This window comes from Phyllobacterium sp. K27, assembly GCF_054796155.1.
Map to the genome: position 1 here is coordinate 519227 of NZ_JBTWND010000003.1, position 14283 is coordinate 533509.

The following is a 14283-nucleotide window of genomic DNA, read 5'->3' on the forward strand; positions in this document are numbered from 1 at the left end:
AAGCCGGATAGGGTTCGACCCAACATAGGTACCGAAAGTTCCATGCATTTTTTGCTACAACCTTGAAAGCATGGACAGTTTAGCGATTTCCAATTCCCAAACCGTGTTGGTGTTTGACCAGTTCATTTTGGGGGTAGGATTCCGAGTGAGTCTCGCAGCTTCTCGAAAGAATTGGAACAATGACAAGGACAGCAAAGAAGGCGAATGCCGTCAACCTGCTATTCAGACAGGGCTGTGTGGTCGTCGCCGTTCTCAGGACGTCATTGCCGCCGGTGCCTAAAGCCGCTTGAATGCCGCGCCCAGCCAGTCGCGCCATTTGGGCCCACTCGTCGTGGCCCGATGTTCGGCATCGTTGCCGTACCAATAGCAGGTTATACTGGCGTTTGTAGTGTCGCCGACGCCATACGTCCCGATCAGCACGATGCCTGGGGCAGGCCGGCTCAGCCGCAGCAGGATATAGCGTTGCGTTTCGTCTTGGTGCACGCGCTCGACAGTTTCTCGGGCGTTTGTGTCGGCGGTGGAACCCGCCGAAGTGCACTCTGCGGAAGGATTTCAATATCTTGTCGTTCTCAATTGCCCAAGCAACAAAAGAGAATGACAGACGATCAGAAGGTACTGATTGCATGAGATGGTGCCGCCTCGCTCTTATCAGGATTTATAAGTTTGAAGAGCGTGACGAATTTCCCACCGGATAAATCTAGTCCAAACAGAAGAGGCGGCTTATCTCCCTACTCCCTTCTGCAATGGAAGAGACGCGGACTGGATTCCACTTGGCGCGAAGCTCAATCCGCTGTGTTCGATCCCAGGTCAGTTATCAGGCGGCCGCAGAGCCCGCACCTAAAGCTGCGTTGGCAGCCCCAGCCTGGATTTCATCCTGGAACTTGTCCAGGAAGTCCTCTCGCCCGATCTCGCCCAAATCAACCGCCTTTGCCCCTCCTGCTGCAATGAACGTCACGTCAGTGATACCGATGACGTTCAGGATCAGGCACAGATACTGGGTCGCGATGTCTCGATCGCGGATTGGGGAACCTTCGGTGTAAACGCCCCCGGAAGCCATTAGTACAGTCGCACTCTTGCCGCTGACAAGGCCCTTGCCATCCATCCCGAGCGTCAACCCCTTGCGGACAATGTGGTCAACCCAAGCCTTGAGCGCCGCCGGAATGTTGTAGTTGTACACGGGCGTGGCAATGACGAGATGGTCGGTCGCCAGCAGCTCCGCGACGAGTTCGTCCGATAGCCGGAGCACTTCTTTCATTTCGGTTGAATGCTGCCCGGGCGGCGTGAAATAAGCCTGGAGCCACGGCGCGTTCACAAACGACAGGTCCGTTTCCATCAGATCACGGGTAACCACCTGCCCACCGGGATGGGCTGCCTGCCATTCGGCGACGAAGCGATGGGTGAGATTGCGCGAAATCGAAGAATCACCGCGCGGACTGGTTTCGACAACGAGAAGGTGGGGCATGAATGGTATCCTTGGATTTGAGTTGGCCGAAGCGGAAGCCGAAGTTCGGCGCGCCGAGAGCATGAGGACAGCTTGCGCACTGGACGGTATTAATTGAAAGAGATAATGATCCGATCATCTCTATCGGTTTGGATGATGGAATGTTGGGCAGTTTGACCTTGGACCAGCTGCGCGTGCTGGTGGCGATCGCCGAAACCGGCAGCTTCTCGGCTGCCGGTCGCAAGCTCCACCGTGCGCAGTCCGCGATCAGCCAAGCCGTTGCAACGCTGGAAGACGTGCAGGGGGTGATCCTGTTCGATCGGAGCAGCTATCGCCCGCACCTGACGGATGCAGGCCGCGCGCTGGTCGCCCAGGCTCGTGTCGTCCTCTCGGGCACGGCACGTTTCGAGGCGATGGCCGCTGCCACTCGGAATGGACTGGAGCCCGAGCTTGCAGTCGCAATTGATCCGCTGGTACCCACAGCTTCGTTTATCGACAGCCTGCATGCACTTCGCGATGCGTTTCCTCACCTGCCGGTGAGCTTCTCGACAGAGGGCCTGGGCGGCGCCGAGCGACGATTGCGCCGGGGAGATGCTGCGCTCGCGTTCTGCGTGCTTCTGCCTGATGTGCCTGAGGATGTTGTGGCTTTGCCATTGCTTGGCGTGCGCCTGATTCCGGTCGTGTCGCCAGACCATCTGCTCGCCCGGCTCGGCCGACCGGTTACGCGCGCGGACCTGGATGAGCATGTCCAGCTTGTGCTGTCTGATCCGTCCACACCGGACAGTCCGGGCTATGGCATTCTTGGAACGAAGGTGTGGCGCTTCGTTGAGCTGGGGCGCCGACTGGATTTCCTCCTCGCAGGACTTGGCTGGTGCCGGATGCCCGAACATCTGGTGATGCCGCTTCTAGCCGAAGAACGTCTCGTCCCGCTGCAAATTGAGGATGATCCCGCCAGTGCCCAGAGCCCTCTGACCATCTATGCCGCGCATATGCGAGATCATTTCCCGGGCCGCGCAGGCGCATGGCTGCTCGATGATCTCCAAGCTCGGTTCAGTCCGATTTCTGCACACTCTGGCTCAGAAGCGGACAGAGCAATTTCCATCCATCGCTGAGTCTGGGACCAGACTCATCCCAGCTCCTTTTGCATTTACCATTGCGCGGGAAGTCTTAGATCCGATCGAGTCGAACGACGCGACAGCCTACCATCCTTTGACCTTCAGTAACTCGCTGCCGGGGTTCCGGATCGGCATGATGCCGATATACTCCTTCTCGGTGCGCCACCGGTTCCTGCCGCCATCGGGGCGGGCGAGACTATCGAGATTCTCGGGCTGCGCATAGGGATTTTCACGGCGGGTGGCCAGTCGCACATTCTTCTTCCGGCAGTCACGCTGGCATTGGCCAGACTTGCAATTATCGTGCACATCACGCGCGCGGGCATTGCCCATAACCCTGGCGCGAGCGCCTCAGTCCCTGACCGATGCCCGACCGTAGAACTGTCAACCTACCGCTTTGAATTTATATCTACGAAAGCAGCCGGTGCCGTACAATGGCGACTTCAGATCGATGCAAGCTGGGTTCGGGTATCATCAGAACATAAGGTTGCCGAACAGAAAGATGAATTCCGAACGGATCAACGAGAGCGCCGCTCGAAGCTCCTTTTCAATCAGAAAATTAGGGATCAAAGCGAAACCCGCCCCAGCGATACAGGCCTCGATCGCCAGAAATATAAGATTGAACGAAATGCTGAAATGCAAATCCAAATGGCCGAAGCCAGCTGCAATGAACCAGGTTTCCCAGCCATCATCGTGCCAGCCCGGTTCTGAAAAGTCGATTTTTATCAGTGGCTGATGCAACAGGTCGGCCGGGGTAGGCTGCGGCGGCAGTTGCTGCAGAAATGACGGTGCACAAACAACCATCAGATGTCCGGTCAGCAACAAATCCTGTTTCATGCCCGCGACATCACCGTGGCTATGGTAGATTGCCCACCGGTCGGCGAGATGAGCAAGGACGCCGAAGAAGCCGAGCCGCCAGCGTCGTGCAGAGCGACCAGGCGGGCGAGGAACAGCCGTCGAAACAGCTTGCCGAGTACGCGTACCGAAAGCAGGAAGGCCGGGCGCGATGATATCCATCGGCTGCCGCCTGGCGTGATGCCGCCGCCCGGTACGATCATGTGGACGTGCGGATGGTGCGTCATTGCCGATCCCCAGGTGTGGAGCACGGCGGTGATGCCGATGCGCGCGCCGAGATGCTTGCGATCGGCCGCGATGGTCAGCATTGTCTCCGAGGCCGCCTTGAACAGCAGGTCATAGACGAGCGCCTTGTTCTGGAACGCTATGTCGGCGACCTCGGCCCGGCAGTGTGAACACGACGTGGAAGTAGCCGACTGGAAGCAGATCAGCCTCTCGTTCGGCAAGCCATGTCCGTGCCGCCGCGCCCTGGCACTTTGGGCAGTGCCGATTGGGCAGGAGTTGTAGGCTATCCGCCACTGACCACAATCCCCGCAGGCCTCGACGTGACCGCCGAGCGCCGCAGTGCGGCAGTTCTCGACCGCCGACATTACCTTCAGTTGCGGCAGGCTCAGATGTCCTGCATGCGCGCGCCGGTACGCCACCCCGGCAGCACGGAAGATGTCGGCGACGATTTGAATAGACCGAGCTTGTCGAGCGGACTCGTAACCGTGCGGACCGTCCTGGTCGCCACCTTGGCGTAGAGGGCGGTGTTGTTGAGTTTTGCGTGCCCGAGCAGGACCTGGATGATCCGAATGTCGGTGCCGTTCTCCAGCAGGTGGGTAGCGAAGCTGTGGCGCAGCGTATGCGGCCCGACCCACTTGGCAATGCCGGCGGCCTGGGCCGCCTCAACGACGATCCTATAGAGCTGCCGCGTGCTGATTGGCTTCATTGCGTGTTGGCCAGGGAATAACCAGCCGTCGCGATGCATAACACCCTGCTGCCGCCCCACCTTCCACCACTGGCGCAGCAGCATCCGCTTGCTGTCGACGTCGGCGACCTTCAGCATAGAGACCTCGGCGACACGTGGGCCGGTGCCATAGGCGACCGACAATGCTGCCTGGTGCTTGAGGCAGGTGGTGGCATTGAGTAACCGGGCAACTTCATCGCGGCTCAGCACCACAGGCAGGTTACGCGGATGCGCCACCGAAGAACGCCGTTGCCAGTCCCCAATCCGCCCTGGACCCATCGGTTCGAGACAGCCATATCGCCGAAATAGAGACCCGTGGCCGGTTGGCTTGGCAAAAATTCAGCGGCTACAACAAGCGCAGCCGCGTGGAGACACAAATGGGGCGGTGGAAGGTTGTGTTCGGTCCGAAGCTCAGAGCGAGAAACTTCGACAACCAGAAAACCGAAGCGTATATCGGCGTCCGCGTTCTCAATCGGATGACTGGGCTCAGCCGTCCCATGGGTACCGGGTATCTCGCCCGTGGTTTGATCCGTGCAACACGGCCACTTGAGAGAAGATCTCTCAACCCCACCGAGCATTAACGTCTCCAGAATTTCATCTTAACCCTTCACTGCGCCGGCAGTCAGACCCGAAACAATTTTGCGTTGGAAGATCAGAACCAGAATAAGAAGCGGAAGCGTCACCGTGACAGAAGCTGCCATTATCTGACCGAATGGATATTCGTAACGGCTGCTACCCGTAAGCAGACCCATAGCGACAGGGACCGTGCGGTTCTCATCGGTGAGAATGAACGTCAAAGCGAACAGAAACTCATTCCATGAAAGAATAAAGGCAAGCAAGCCGGTGCTTGCAATGGCCGGGCCCATAAGTGGCAGGAGTACATGGGTGAGTATCCTCAGACGGGAGCATCCGTCAATCAGCGCAGCCTCCTCCAGTTCTTGCGGCAGATCGCGAATGAAACTTGTCAAAACCCACGTCGTAAATGGCAGCACCAGCAAGAGATAGGAGAAGACAAGTGCCGTCGGCCGATTATAAAGACCAAGCCAGCCGATAACCTCGAACATGCCGGACAAGACAACAACCTGGGGGAAAACTGAAATCATCAACACGCAGATCAGAATGATGCGGGAAAACTGAAAATGCATTCGCCCCAGTGCGTATGCAGCCAGGATGCTAATTACGAGAGAGATCACACTGGTGGTAAAGGCGACAAACGCTGAGTTGACGATTGCACCAATAAAGATCGGGTTGTGATAAAGGGCAATGTAGTTACTCAAATCCAGCGACGGCAGCAGACTGAAAGAATAAAGATCTTCGCGCGACTTTGTGGAGGAAATAATGGCCCAATAATAAGGAAACAACATATAAACGAGCACCAGCACTACACCTGCATAAAGCCCCACACGTTTGGCCAAGCGTAATTTTCGATAAGTGCTGTTGGAATAGTGTTTTGAACCTTCCCTCATCGGTCAACCCGTATTCCGGTCGAGCCTGAGAATGCTCACCATAGCGATTGCAATCAGCCCTATTATCAGGAATACCCAAGTTGAAGCGGCGGAACCTACACCCAGGTCTTGAAAGCTGATCAGTTGATCCCGTGCATAGATTGACATCGTCATCGCCTTCTCATTGTTCGCGGCAAGGACATAGCTCAGATCAAACATTCGTAGCGCATCGAGCGTCCGGAAAAGAACAGCTACCCCAATGGCGGGTGTGGCCAGCGGCAAGGTGATCGACCAAAGACGCTTCCATGCAGGCACTCCGGAAACCTCAGCCGCCTCGTAGATTTCTTCCGGTATCAACTGTAAACCAGCAAGAATAAGCAAAACCATGAAGGGGGTCGTGACCCACACGTCGATGAAAATGACCGTGCCGAGGATAAGCGAGGGATCAGCTGTCCATGCGATGCCCTTTTCAAGGAAGCCCAGCCAGATCAGGGCCTTGTTGATAAGGCCGAATTGGTCATTGAACATCCACTCCCAAATCTTCGCGGATACCACCATCGGCATGGCCCATGGAACCAATATAGCGGCCCGCACCAGCCCGCGCCCGACGAAAGCGCGATGCAACAGCAAGGCGATCGCAAAACCAAGCAGGGTCTCCAACGCCACAGAGAAAAAAGTGAAAACAAGCGTATTGCGTACGGCACTCCAGAAAATGGAATCTTCCCAAACGGTAACAAAGTTCTGAAAGCCGATAAAACTATAATCTGCAGGGTTGTCGAGAAAGGCATCAGTGAAAGAGAAATACATGTTCCGTGCCAGCGGCCATGCGGCAACAGCCATAAGTGCCAGCAGGAGTGGCAGGAGAAAAAACCACGCTATGGTTGTTTCCTTGTTCTTCACCGGCTTATCCCAATAATTGCTGGTCCTGAGGTTTCGATGCGCTGGTCTTCATCATCAAAAAGATAGATATCCTCGGGATTCCATCTCAATCCGACCTTGGACCCTGAAGCATATGCCGGAATGGCCCCTCCGGAGCGTACGGTCCAGATCGTTTCATCGTCCAGGCGGATATAAGCGATCTGCTCGTAACCAAGATCCTCGACACGTTCAAAGACACCCTTTATGCAACGGTCTGCGTCTGCGGAGATTATTTCCAATGATTCCGGACGAAGTCCAAGTGTCACTGGTTTTTTTGCACCTGACTGATCCAGATTCAGCTTGAAGCAGCCGGGGCCGGTTATCACGCCTTGCGATTCATTTTTGACAGACGCGAAGTTCATGCGGGGGCTACCAAGGAAACCTGCAACGAACTTGTTTGCCGGATGATCATAGAGTTGACGAGGCGTTCCGACCTGTTCAATGCGCCCCTGATTGAGGATGACGATCCGATCGGCGAGCGTCATGGCCTCGGTCTGATCATGTGTAACATAAATCATCGTGGCACTGACTTCGGCATGCAATTTGGCAATTTCGAAACGCATCTCCATACGCAAATCAGCATCAAGATTGGAAAGGGGCTCATCAAAGAGGAATAGTTTTGGCTGACTGACCAGAGCCCGCCCGATCGCAATGCGCTGACGCTGCCCGCCAGAAAGTTGCTTTGGCTTGCGATCAAGCAGATGGCCGATTTTTAGCATATCGGCGACTTTCGCCAAGCGTCGACCGATTTCTGCCTTGGTCATTCGCGCTGTTTCCAGCGCGAAACTGATGTTACGAGCCACATCCATGTGAGGATAAAGGGCATAGGATTGAAAAACGAACGCAACGCCGCGTTTGGATGCCGGTACGTCTGTAACTTCTTCTTCATCGATTGAGACAATCCCTTGCGAGACAGGAACCAATCCTGCAATGACACGCAGCAGGGTTGATTTTCCGCAGCCTGATGGTCCCACGAAAACCACGAATTCTCCATCTGCAATGTCGAGGTCAATCGACCGGAGCACATCAAAAGCTCCAAAGCTTTTGCTGACTTCTTTCAGTGTGACGGAGGCCATTATGTTGCTCTTGCCTTAACCGGTAATTCGCAATGCGTGAACTTTAGTGAACGAGAAACCGCCTGCGAACATGATCCGCAGACGGTTGTGCTTCAGTTGGCTTTTACGTCGCGCTTCAGCCTTTTTTCCAGCTGCGCAACTTCTTCTGCAACATCGCTGGTCCCGGAGATTATGTCATGGACCGCGCGATAGAAGGTGCGCGAAACGCGATTATAGTTCTTTCCGGTCGCCGCAGATGGACGAGCAACGGATTCTTCGAAAGCCGCTTTTGCCATGGGCAGGAACGGTATTTTGGCGAGAACGTCAGCGTCAGAATAGAGCGCTTCAACCGTAGGGTTATATCCACCCTTGATTGCTCGCATCTTCTGGTCCTCAAGACCCACCATATACCTCAATAGTTCGGCAGCTTTCTCTTGCTTTGCCGAGTATTTCGACACAGCCAGATAGGCTGTACCAAGAGCACCACTTGATTTTTGCCCATCTGCGCCGATCGGCAATGCAGACACGCCGACATTATCAACCAGCCTGCCACCCTGCGCTTGAGAGGTTCCCCACACGTAAGGCCAATTGCGGTGGAATACGGCATTGCCACTTTCGAAGAGCGCGCGGGAGCTCTCTTCATCGTAGTTCAAGACACCCTTTGGAGAAATCGTATCTATCCAGCCCCGCGCCCGCGTGAGTGCGGCAACCGTTGCCGGGTTGTTAATTGTCACCTCTCCTTTATCGGAGAGAATTGTACCGCCACCGCCTGAGGCGATCCATTCCACGGCGTCACAGGTAAGCCCCTCATAGCTGCGGCCCTGCCAGGCGTAACCCCACATATCGGCATTACCAGTCTTGCGCTCACCGTCCTGAATTTCCTTGGCGGTTGCTGTTAGCTCATCCCAGGTCTTCGGTGCCTGCTTGCCATATTTCTCCAGCAGGTCCTTACGATAGAACATCAGGCCGGTATCAATGTAGAAGGGCATGGCAACCAGCTTGTTGTCGATACGGGCGGCATCTGTCGCCGATGCAAAATGGGCCTTTACCTCTGCCTCAGGAACAAGCGAGGCAAGGTCCGAAAAGTGGTCCTTCATCATGCCCAGCCAAATTACATCCACGTAGAGCAGATCGACATCCGACGATTTGGAAGCGAACAATTGCTGATAGATCGGAATGGCGTCATCAAGATTTTGTGGCGTGCGATTGATCTTGACCTCGTTGCCGGAGGATTTTGCCCATTTTTGAGCTCCTTCTTCGCACAACTCATAATCCGTGGCCGAGCAGAACATCGATATGGTTTCTGCCTTGGCTGGTAGCGCCACAGTAATTGTTAAAAGAGCGAGGCCTGTAAGCAGTTTAAGTTTGTATCCCATGTCCGTTCCCTGTTTTTCTTGATTGACTGGAGTCATCAGCCGGCGGCACTTCGCCGCCGGTATTGGGCAAGATCGGAAAGATATGGCAGGTTCCTGCCACCATATCCCGTCACTGCAAGCGAGCCGCAAATCACCGCTACTTCCAAGGCCGAGATAAAGTCCGGCTCATGCAGCAGACCGTGAACAAACCCTGCGTTGAAAGAGTCCCCGGCTCCGGTAGTGTCGAAGACATCGACCGCCAAAGCTGGCAGCCGGTAGACACAGCCGTTATCGCTGGCGATAACACCTTCCGCGCCACGCTTGATCACAACGGTTCTGCAGTATTGAGCAAGCACGCCAAGCGCGACTTCGACATCGGTTTCGCCGGTCAGCGCCTTGGCTTCTGTTTCGTTGGGCAGGAACACATCGATCTGACGCAAAGCATCAATCAGGCCAGGCTCCGACAAATCCATTTCTATGTGCTGGCAGTCCGAACAGATCCTGATGCCGAGGTCACGAGCCGCGCTGATAAGCGCTTTGCGCTCGTCGTCAAGCGAGAAGCCCTGCAGCAGAAGTACGGTTGGCCGGATTCTTTCAAGATCAGCCGGTGTCGGGCTCGGATCACGGTCTTCGCTGTAACTGATGAATCCGCGATCATCGGTAAACGAAAAAGCTGAGCTCAACCGCCGCCAAGGCTTGTCCAGGTGGATAAATAACCCATCGTCAATATTCTCTTTTCGAGCCTCTTCCATGATCATACGACTGAAGATGTCGTTACCGAAAGCACACCACCATCCCGCATTTGCGCCAAGGCGTGTCAGTACCAAGGCCGTCGAAAATGCAGCACCCGGCACCCAATCAAATTCCTGAGCCCAAAGATCCGCGCCCATTCGCGGAGTATCCGGCAAACCACGAAAAACGAGATCGAAATAATACTCGCCGACGACCATCACCTCGTAACCTGATCGTGTGGTTTCCGTCATTTCCATACTCCGGCATATTGCGCATGAGCGGCAAGATATTCATCGACCAATGGAACTGCGCGGGAATAAGAAAGAACGAGCGGATGGGCCATCAAGGCTTCAACCGCAATGTCACGGCTGCGCTCGCGGATCGCTCTTACCGCCAATCTTTCATACTGCTTCACGCTTTGAACAAGCTGAAATTGCGGCTCCGGCATCTTGCCAATATGCAAAGGGCGAATGCCCTCCTTGTCAACGATACAGCTTACTTCGACAACATCGTCCGAACGCAAACCGTCGATTGAGCCCTCATTACGGACGTTGAGGCCGCTGTAGCAAGGCTTTCCTGTTTGCAGCGCATCGACAAGATTTAGCGCAACTCCGGCGTAACCCTCACCTTCTTCCGAATTGATCTCATGGCTGCCCGTGTCGACCAGACTGTCAGCCTCTTCCATGGTTGGAGCGTCTTCAAGCGCATAATGCATATAGGTCGAGCTACGGCGGCGCTCATAGGCATAATAGCGGCTCAAGGCCTCTTCCGCATTCTTTTCAGGATCGATTGATCCAAGCGTATCTATCAACGTTCGATTAAGGTCTTTGACTTCCTCGCCGCGGGTACGGACATCGGATTTCAATGCCGCCACAGCTCTTTCGGCGTAATAATAGTAATAGAGATATTCATTGATCCAATTCCGCTGCCTGCGGATGATCTTTGGATCAAACATCCGTTGAGACGTTGCCTTCAAAAACTTATCGTCATCCAACAAGGACTGCAGAACCTCTCGCCCGTTTATCGTTGCGCTTCGCGTAAACGAAAGATGATTGAGGCCCGCCACTTCTGCGTGAACATCATTTTGAGGAACCTTGAACCACTTGGCGAGGGCCTCCTGTGCTCCATTAGCCCCATCACATATGCCGATTGTGCGATGATATCCCTCATCCTGAAGTGCTTGTGCAACGAGACCAGCGGGATTTGTGAAGTTAAAGAGCCATGCATCCGGACTGACCTTCTTCAAAAGCCTTGCATATTCCAGAATTGCCGGGATGCTGCGCAGCGCCATTGCAAATCCGCCTGGCCCGGTTGTTTCCTGTCCCAGCACGCCGTGAGAGAGGGCAATCCGCTCATCCTTGACCCGGCCTTCCTCATCGCCAGGACGGACAGTCGTGACAACATAATCAGCACCCTCCAGCGCTTTTTCCGGACTGGTTGTCATGGAGATTTTAACGGGCGATTGTGTACGCCGACCCAATTCCTGACTGATACGCCCGAATAGTTCGAGCTTCTTCTCATTGATATCCTGCAGGCAAATTTCCTTCAGCCCGCTCTGTTCTGCCCGGCGAAGTGCCGACCCCACAAACAACGGCGCTCTAACTCCGCCGCCGCCAACCAAAGTCAACTTCATGAATTGCTCCAATGCTCATGTTATGCTATTGCTACTGGTCATAACCAGTTATGTCAACATGATCGAAACATCTTATATGCAATGGCCTCGACAACAGACGTAGCAATCTGCCAGATAGCTTAGACGCCAAAAACGGGTGAAGATTCGAGATGAGTGAAACACACCGGAGTGGCCGAATAAATCCGGTCGATCGAAACCACCCTGATCCACTCTACGTCCAATTGCGAACTGTCCTCAAAAATATGATCGACAGCGGAAAGCTTTCGGTTAACGACAAACTGCCATCCGAGCGCGAACTCGTGGCATTGTACGGAGTAAGCCGGATTACCGTTCGGCAAGCAGTCAAGGATCTCGAGAACCTCGGCTTTCTGCAAACGCGCGCAGGCAAGGGTATTTACGTTACCGAGCCTCAACCGACCTATGAAATTGAGATCGTACGAAGCTTCACCGAAACTGCCGAGGCCAATAATCGCAAGCCGGGAATGAAATTGCTCGCCGCAGACATTATTCGAGGCGACGCAGATATTACACGTCCTCTTGGACTTCCTTCAGGTTCAAATGTTGTTTTCATCGAGCGGCTACGCTTCCTGGATGATTTGCCGGTCGTCGTTCAGCGTGACTGGTTTGATGCGGCCCTGACACCAGGCATTCTGGATATTGACTGGAGCGCCGGAAACAGGTCGCTCTATGCCGAGTTCAAAGAGCGCTATGGTGTCATTCCCGCGCGTGGTCAATCAACGCTGAGTGCCCGGCTTGCGACAGAACCTGAGGCCGGGTTTCTGCAACTTGATCTTCCTGCGGCTGTGCTTACTCTCGATCAGATTGCCTACGATAGCGAATATCGCCCGGTGAATGTCAGTTCAATGGCATATCACCCTGTCCGTTACCCGTTGTCATTAACGCAATCTCGCAGGCGCAGCTGATCCCCAACTGAGCGCTTCCACTAAGGTATTGCCGATGACTGTTTCTCAAGCTCCCTGGCTGATTGTTGGTCAAGAATTGACAGAAGCCTTATCGCGAATAGACGCAAACTCCTTTGACCGTCTGGCACAGATTTTTGAGAGTTCAGAACGCCGCTGGTTCTTTGCCGGGCAAGGTCGCTCCGGTTTGTCTGCGCAAATGGCTGCAATGCGCTTCATGCATATCGGGCGCAAAGTTCACTTTGTGGGTGAAGCATCTGCCCCATCGATCCGAAAAAACGACGGACTGCTGATTCTGTCGGCTTCAGGCAAAACCCCCATCAGTTTGAGTTTTGCCCAGATAGCCAAATCCGAGGGAGCGATGGTTGTTGCACTCACCGGGCAACTTGGCAGTCCACTAACTGAGATTGCTGATGTCATATTGCACGTACCTGTAGACGCGACTGCCCAGTTTGGTGGAAGCCTTTTCGAACAAGGCAGCCTGATCATTCTCGACAGCCTTATACTGAAGCTAACGGCTGGAATACCGGACGCGCACAAAGCCATGCAGCACCGTCATACAAATCTGCAATAGAGCGCCCGTTCGAAGGTGCAGTTATTCGCGTAGCGTCCTAATCGAACTTCCCTATAACCTCCTGCGTAACATTACGCTCCCTTCGCTCCGCGCATGCCGTATTTGCAGTGCAAGGATTATCACTGCGATCACCGCCGCGAGTGCGCCCACCAAGGGAATGAATGGCAAGTTTCCGCTGGCAATTGTCACGCTGCCGAGCACACCGCCAAGTGCCGTTCCTAAATTAAAGGACGCAATATTCAAGCCGGCGGCCACTGCCGTTGATTGAGGAATATAATGTTGCGCCATTTTTAGAAGACGAAGTGTGAGCATCGTGACGGTGGAAAAGAAAGAGATCCCCAATAGACCTATAAGTAGCACCATCGCACCTGGCGAGTCTCTGAACACAAACAGGCACGTCAGATTCACTCCCAACCCTGCAACCCCGACGATCACGCTCCGGTTGACGTCTATCGTATCAACGACATAGCCCCCGATAAGATTTCCGACAACTGTACATAAACCAAATAACAGCATTGCTGCACTTAGCCATTTAATGTCGGACTCAGTGATCTGCAGGAGATATGGGGCAACGAAAGTAAAGAATGAAAAGGTCGCAACGCTTACCAGAATACCGATGCCCGCCGTAATCATCAATTGCGGATGGGCAATTGCTTTAATGGCAGCCCATGCGCCTAGGCGACTTGTAGCATCGCCATCACCTGCCCTGTTTGGCATGAAGAATAATAGCCCTAGACTTCCCAAGACACCAAGAACGCCAATGAATAGGAAAATGATGCGCCACGACCAAATGTTCCCGAGGTAAGTCCCGAGCGGAACACCAAGGGCAAGCGCAAAAGTCAATCCGACCCAAACGACCGAAACGGCTCGCCCGGCCTTTGCCGGATCGGTAAGTTTTGTTGCTGCGTCTGAAGCAACCGCCATGAAAACGCCGTGGCCAAGACCAACGACGAACCTGATCGCAAGCAGCGTAAAAATGTCAGGCGCTACAGACATGGCCAGGCTTCCTGCGGCGAGTGTGATCATGGCCAGTACGAGAACGTGCTTTTCCTGCCATTGCGAGACAAGCGCCGTTATGAAAGGTGCTCCGATCGTGGCACCAAAGGCATAGAAAGCAATTCCTGTGCCAACGATCCCGATGTCGGCATGAAGGTCAACGGCAACCGCTGACACCAGGCCCGCTACGACAAATTCAGAAAGGCCAAACGCGAACGTGCATAGGGAAAACATGTAGACGGCGGCAGGCATAAGCACATCCTCTGAGAAAACGACTTCGTGGGCGCACACCCATTAT

13 protein-coding genes and 3 pseudogenes are annotated in these 14283 nt (G+C 54.4%); 4 read left to right on the top strand and 12 right to left on the bottom strand.

The features are described from left to right. Positions 1 to 814 precede the first annotated feature (814 nt). Entirely contained in the window at positions 815 to 1462 is a 648-nt protein-coding gene (locus ACYJL1_RS20270) for an FMN-dependent NADH-azoreductase (RefSeq protein WP_460898816.1), read from the bottom strand. Positions 1463 to 1602: 140 nt separating this feature from the next. Between ACYJL1_RS20270 and ACYJL1_RS20275 the strand changes: the two genes are divergently transcribed. Further along, positions 1603 to 2553 carry a LysR family transcriptional regulator gene (locus tag ACYJL1_RS20275; RefSeq protein WP_460898818.1) on the top strand — a complete coding sequence of 317 codons (951 nt, stop codon included), beginning with the start codon at positions 1603 to 1605 and terminating at the stop codon, positions 2551 to 2553. A gap of 87 nt (positions 2554 to 2640) precedes the next feature. On the opposite strand, the gene ACYJL1_RS20280 is transcribed toward ACYJL1_RS20275, so the two are convergent. The 4 genes and pseudogenes from ACYJL1_RS20280 to ACYJL1_RS20295 form a co-directional block, all read right to left on the bottom strand. Next, positions 2641 to 2886 (bottom strand): hypothetical protein, encoded by a 246-nt coding sequence (locus tag ACYJL1_RS20280; protein WP_460898820.1) that lies wholly within the window; start codon positions 2884 to 2886, stop codon positions 2641 to 2643. 141 nt (positions 2887 to 3027) lie between these two features. Then, the gene (locus ACYJL1_RS20285; protein WP_460899180.1) at positions 3028 to 3390 is read right to left on the bottom strand and encodes a LysR substrate-binding domain-containing protein; all 363 of its coding nucleotides are present in this window, start codon (positions 3388 to 3390) and stop codon (positions 3028 to 3030) included. A 30-nt stretch (positions 3391 to 3420) separates the two neighbouring features. Then, a pseudogene (locus ACYJL1_RS20290) lies at positions 3421 to 4088 on the bottom strand (IS91 family transposase); the annotation flags it as partial. Further along, a pseudogene (locus tag ACYJL1_RS20295) lies at positions 4019 to 4597 on the bottom strand (tyrosine-type recombinase/integrase); the annotation flags it as partial. The pseudogenes ACYJL1_RS20295 and ACYJL1_RS20290, both read right to left, overlap by 70 nt. On the opposite strand from ACYJL1_RS20295, the pseudogene ACYJL1_RS20300 reads away from it, so the two are divergent. Then, positions 4591 to 4938 (top strand): annotated as a pseudogene (locus ACYJL1_RS20300) (hypothetical protein); the annotation flags it as partial. The pseudogenes ACYJL1_RS20295 and ACYJL1_RS20300 sit on opposite strands and share 7 nt — an antisense overlap. A gap of 18 nt (positions 4939 to 4956) precedes the next feature. Here the strand turns inward: ACYJL1_RS20300 and ACYJL1_RS20305 are convergent. From ACYJL1_RS20305 to ACYJL1_RS20330, 6 genes are all read right to left on the bottom strand, one after another. Continuing rightward, positions 4957 to 5823 carry a carbohydrate ABC transporter permease gene (locus ACYJL1_RS20305; protein ID WP_460898822.1) on the bottom strand — a complete coding sequence of 289 codons (867 nt, stop codon included), beginning with the start codon at positions 5821 to 5823 and terminating at the stop codon, positions 4957 to 4959. Between the two features lie 3 nt (positions 5824 to 5826). Next, complete coding sequence (locus ACYJL1_RS20310) at positions 5827 to 6642, bottom strand: carbohydrate ABC transporter permease (protein WP_460899181.1); 816 nt, start codon at positions 6640 to 6642, stop codon at positions 5827 to 5829. A gap of 56 nt (positions 6643 to 6698) precedes the next feature. Continuing rightward, on the bottom strand, positions 6699 to 7796 hold the full coding sequence (locus ACYJL1_RS20315; protein ID WP_460898824.1) for an ABC transporter ATP-binding protein: 1098 nt from the start codon (positions 7794 to 7796) through the stop codon (positions 6699 to 6701). A 92-nt stretch (positions 7797 to 7888) separates the two neighbouring features. Next, complete coding sequence (locus ACYJL1_RS20320) at positions 7889 to 9151, bottom strand: ABC transporter substrate-binding protein (protein ID WP_460898826.1); 1263 nt, start codon at positions 9149 to 9151, stop codon at positions 7889 to 7891. A 35-nt stretch (positions 9152 to 9186) separates the two neighbouring features. Next, the gene (locus ACYJL1_RS20325) at positions 9187 to 10113 is read right to left on the bottom strand and encodes a carbohydrate kinase family protein (RefSeq protein WP_460898829.1); all 927 of its coding nucleotides are present in this window, start codon (positions 10111 to 10113) and stop codon (positions 9187 to 9189) included. Beyond that, positions 10110 to 11495, bottom strand: a complete 1386-nt coding sequence (locus ACYJL1_RS20330; RefSeq protein WP_460898831.1) for a family 4 glycosyl hydrolase — start codon at positions 11493 to 11495, stop codon at positions 10110 to 10112. Before ACYJL1_RS20330 ends, ACYJL1_RS20325 begins: the two co-directional genes overlap by 4 nt. A gap of 149 nt (positions 11496 to 11644) precedes the next feature. Between ACYJL1_RS20330 and ACYJL1_RS20335 the strand changes: the two genes are divergently transcribed. Further along, a complete protein-coding gene (locus tag ACYJL1_RS20335; protein WP_460898833.1) occupies positions 11645 to 12418 on the top strand; it encodes a GntR family transcriptional regulator in 774 nt (257 codons plus the stop codon). Between the two features lie 34 nt (positions 12419 to 12452). After that, positions 12453 to 12989 (top strand): SIS domain-containing protein, encoded by a 537-nt coding sequence (locus ACYJL1_RS20340; RefSeq protein ID WP_460898835.1) that lies wholly within the window; start codon positions 12453 to 12455, stop codon positions 12987 to 12989. 51 nt (positions 12990 to 13040) lie between these two features. Here the strand turns inward: ACYJL1_RS20340 and ACYJL1_RS20345 are convergent, their stop codons facing one another. Continuing rightward, positions 13041 to 14237, bottom strand: a complete 1197-nt coding sequence (locus tag ACYJL1_RS20345) for an MFS transporter (protein WP_460898837.1) — start codon at positions 14235 to 14237, stop codon at positions 13041 to 13043. Between the last annotated feature and the right edge of the window lie 46 nt (positions 14238 to 14283).

Bases quoted from the DNA above. Each gene is read 5' to 3' on its own strand.
- ACYJL1_RS20270 (WP_460898816.1), bottom strand. From the start codon at position 1,462: ATGCCCCACCTTCTCGTTGTCGAAACCAGTCCGCGCGGTGATTCTTCG.
- ACYJL1_RS20275 (WP_460898818.1), top strand. From the start codon at position 1,603: ATGTTGGGCAGTTTGACCTTGGACCAGCTGCGCGTGCTGGTGGCGATC.
- ACYJL1_RS20280 (WP_460898820.1), bottom strand. From the start codon at position 2,886: ATGGGCAATGCCCGCGCGCGTGATGTGCACGATAATTGCAAGTCTGGC.
- ACYJL1_RS20285 (WP_460899180.1), bottom strand. From the start codon at position 3,390: ATGAAACAGGATTTGTTGCTGACCGGACATCTGATGGTTGTTTGTGCA.
- ACYJL1_RS20305 (WP_460898822.1), bottom strand. From the start codon at position 5,823: ATGAGGGAAGGTTCAAAACACTATTCCAACAGCACTTATCGAAAATTA.
- ACYJL1_RS20310 (WP_460899181.1), bottom strand. From the start codon at position 6,642: ATGGCTGTTGCCGCATGGCCGCTGGCACGGAACATGTATTTCTCTTTC.
- ACYJL1_RS20315 (WP_460898824.1), bottom strand. From the start codon at position 7,796: ATGGCCTCCGTCACACTGAAAGAAGTCAGCAAAAGCTTTGGAGCTTTT.
- ACYJL1_RS20320 (WP_460898826.1), bottom strand. From the start codon at position 9,151: ATGGGATACAAACTTAAACTGCTTACAGGCCTCGCTCTTTTAACAATT.
- ACYJL1_RS20325 (WP_460898829.1), bottom strand. From the start codon at position 10,113: ATGACGGAAACCACACGATCAGGTTACGAGGTGATGGTCGTCGGCGAG.
- ACYJL1_RS20330 (WP_460898831.1), bottom strand. From the start codon at position 11,495: ATGAAGTTGACTTTGGTTGGCGGCGGCGGAGTTAGAGCGCCGTTGTTT.
- ACYJL1_RS20335 (WP_460898833.1), top strand. From the start codon at position 11,645: ATGAGTGAAACACACCGGAGTGGCCGAATAAATCCGGTCGATCGAAAC.
- ACYJL1_RS20340 (WP_460898835.1), top strand. From the start codon at position 12,453: ATGACTGTTTCTCAAGCTCCCTGGCTGATTGTTGGTCAAGAATTGACA.
- ACYJL1_RS20345 (WP_460898837.1), bottom strand. From the start codon at position 14,237: ATGCCTGCCGCCGTCTACATGTTTTCCCTATGCACGTTCGCGTTTGGC.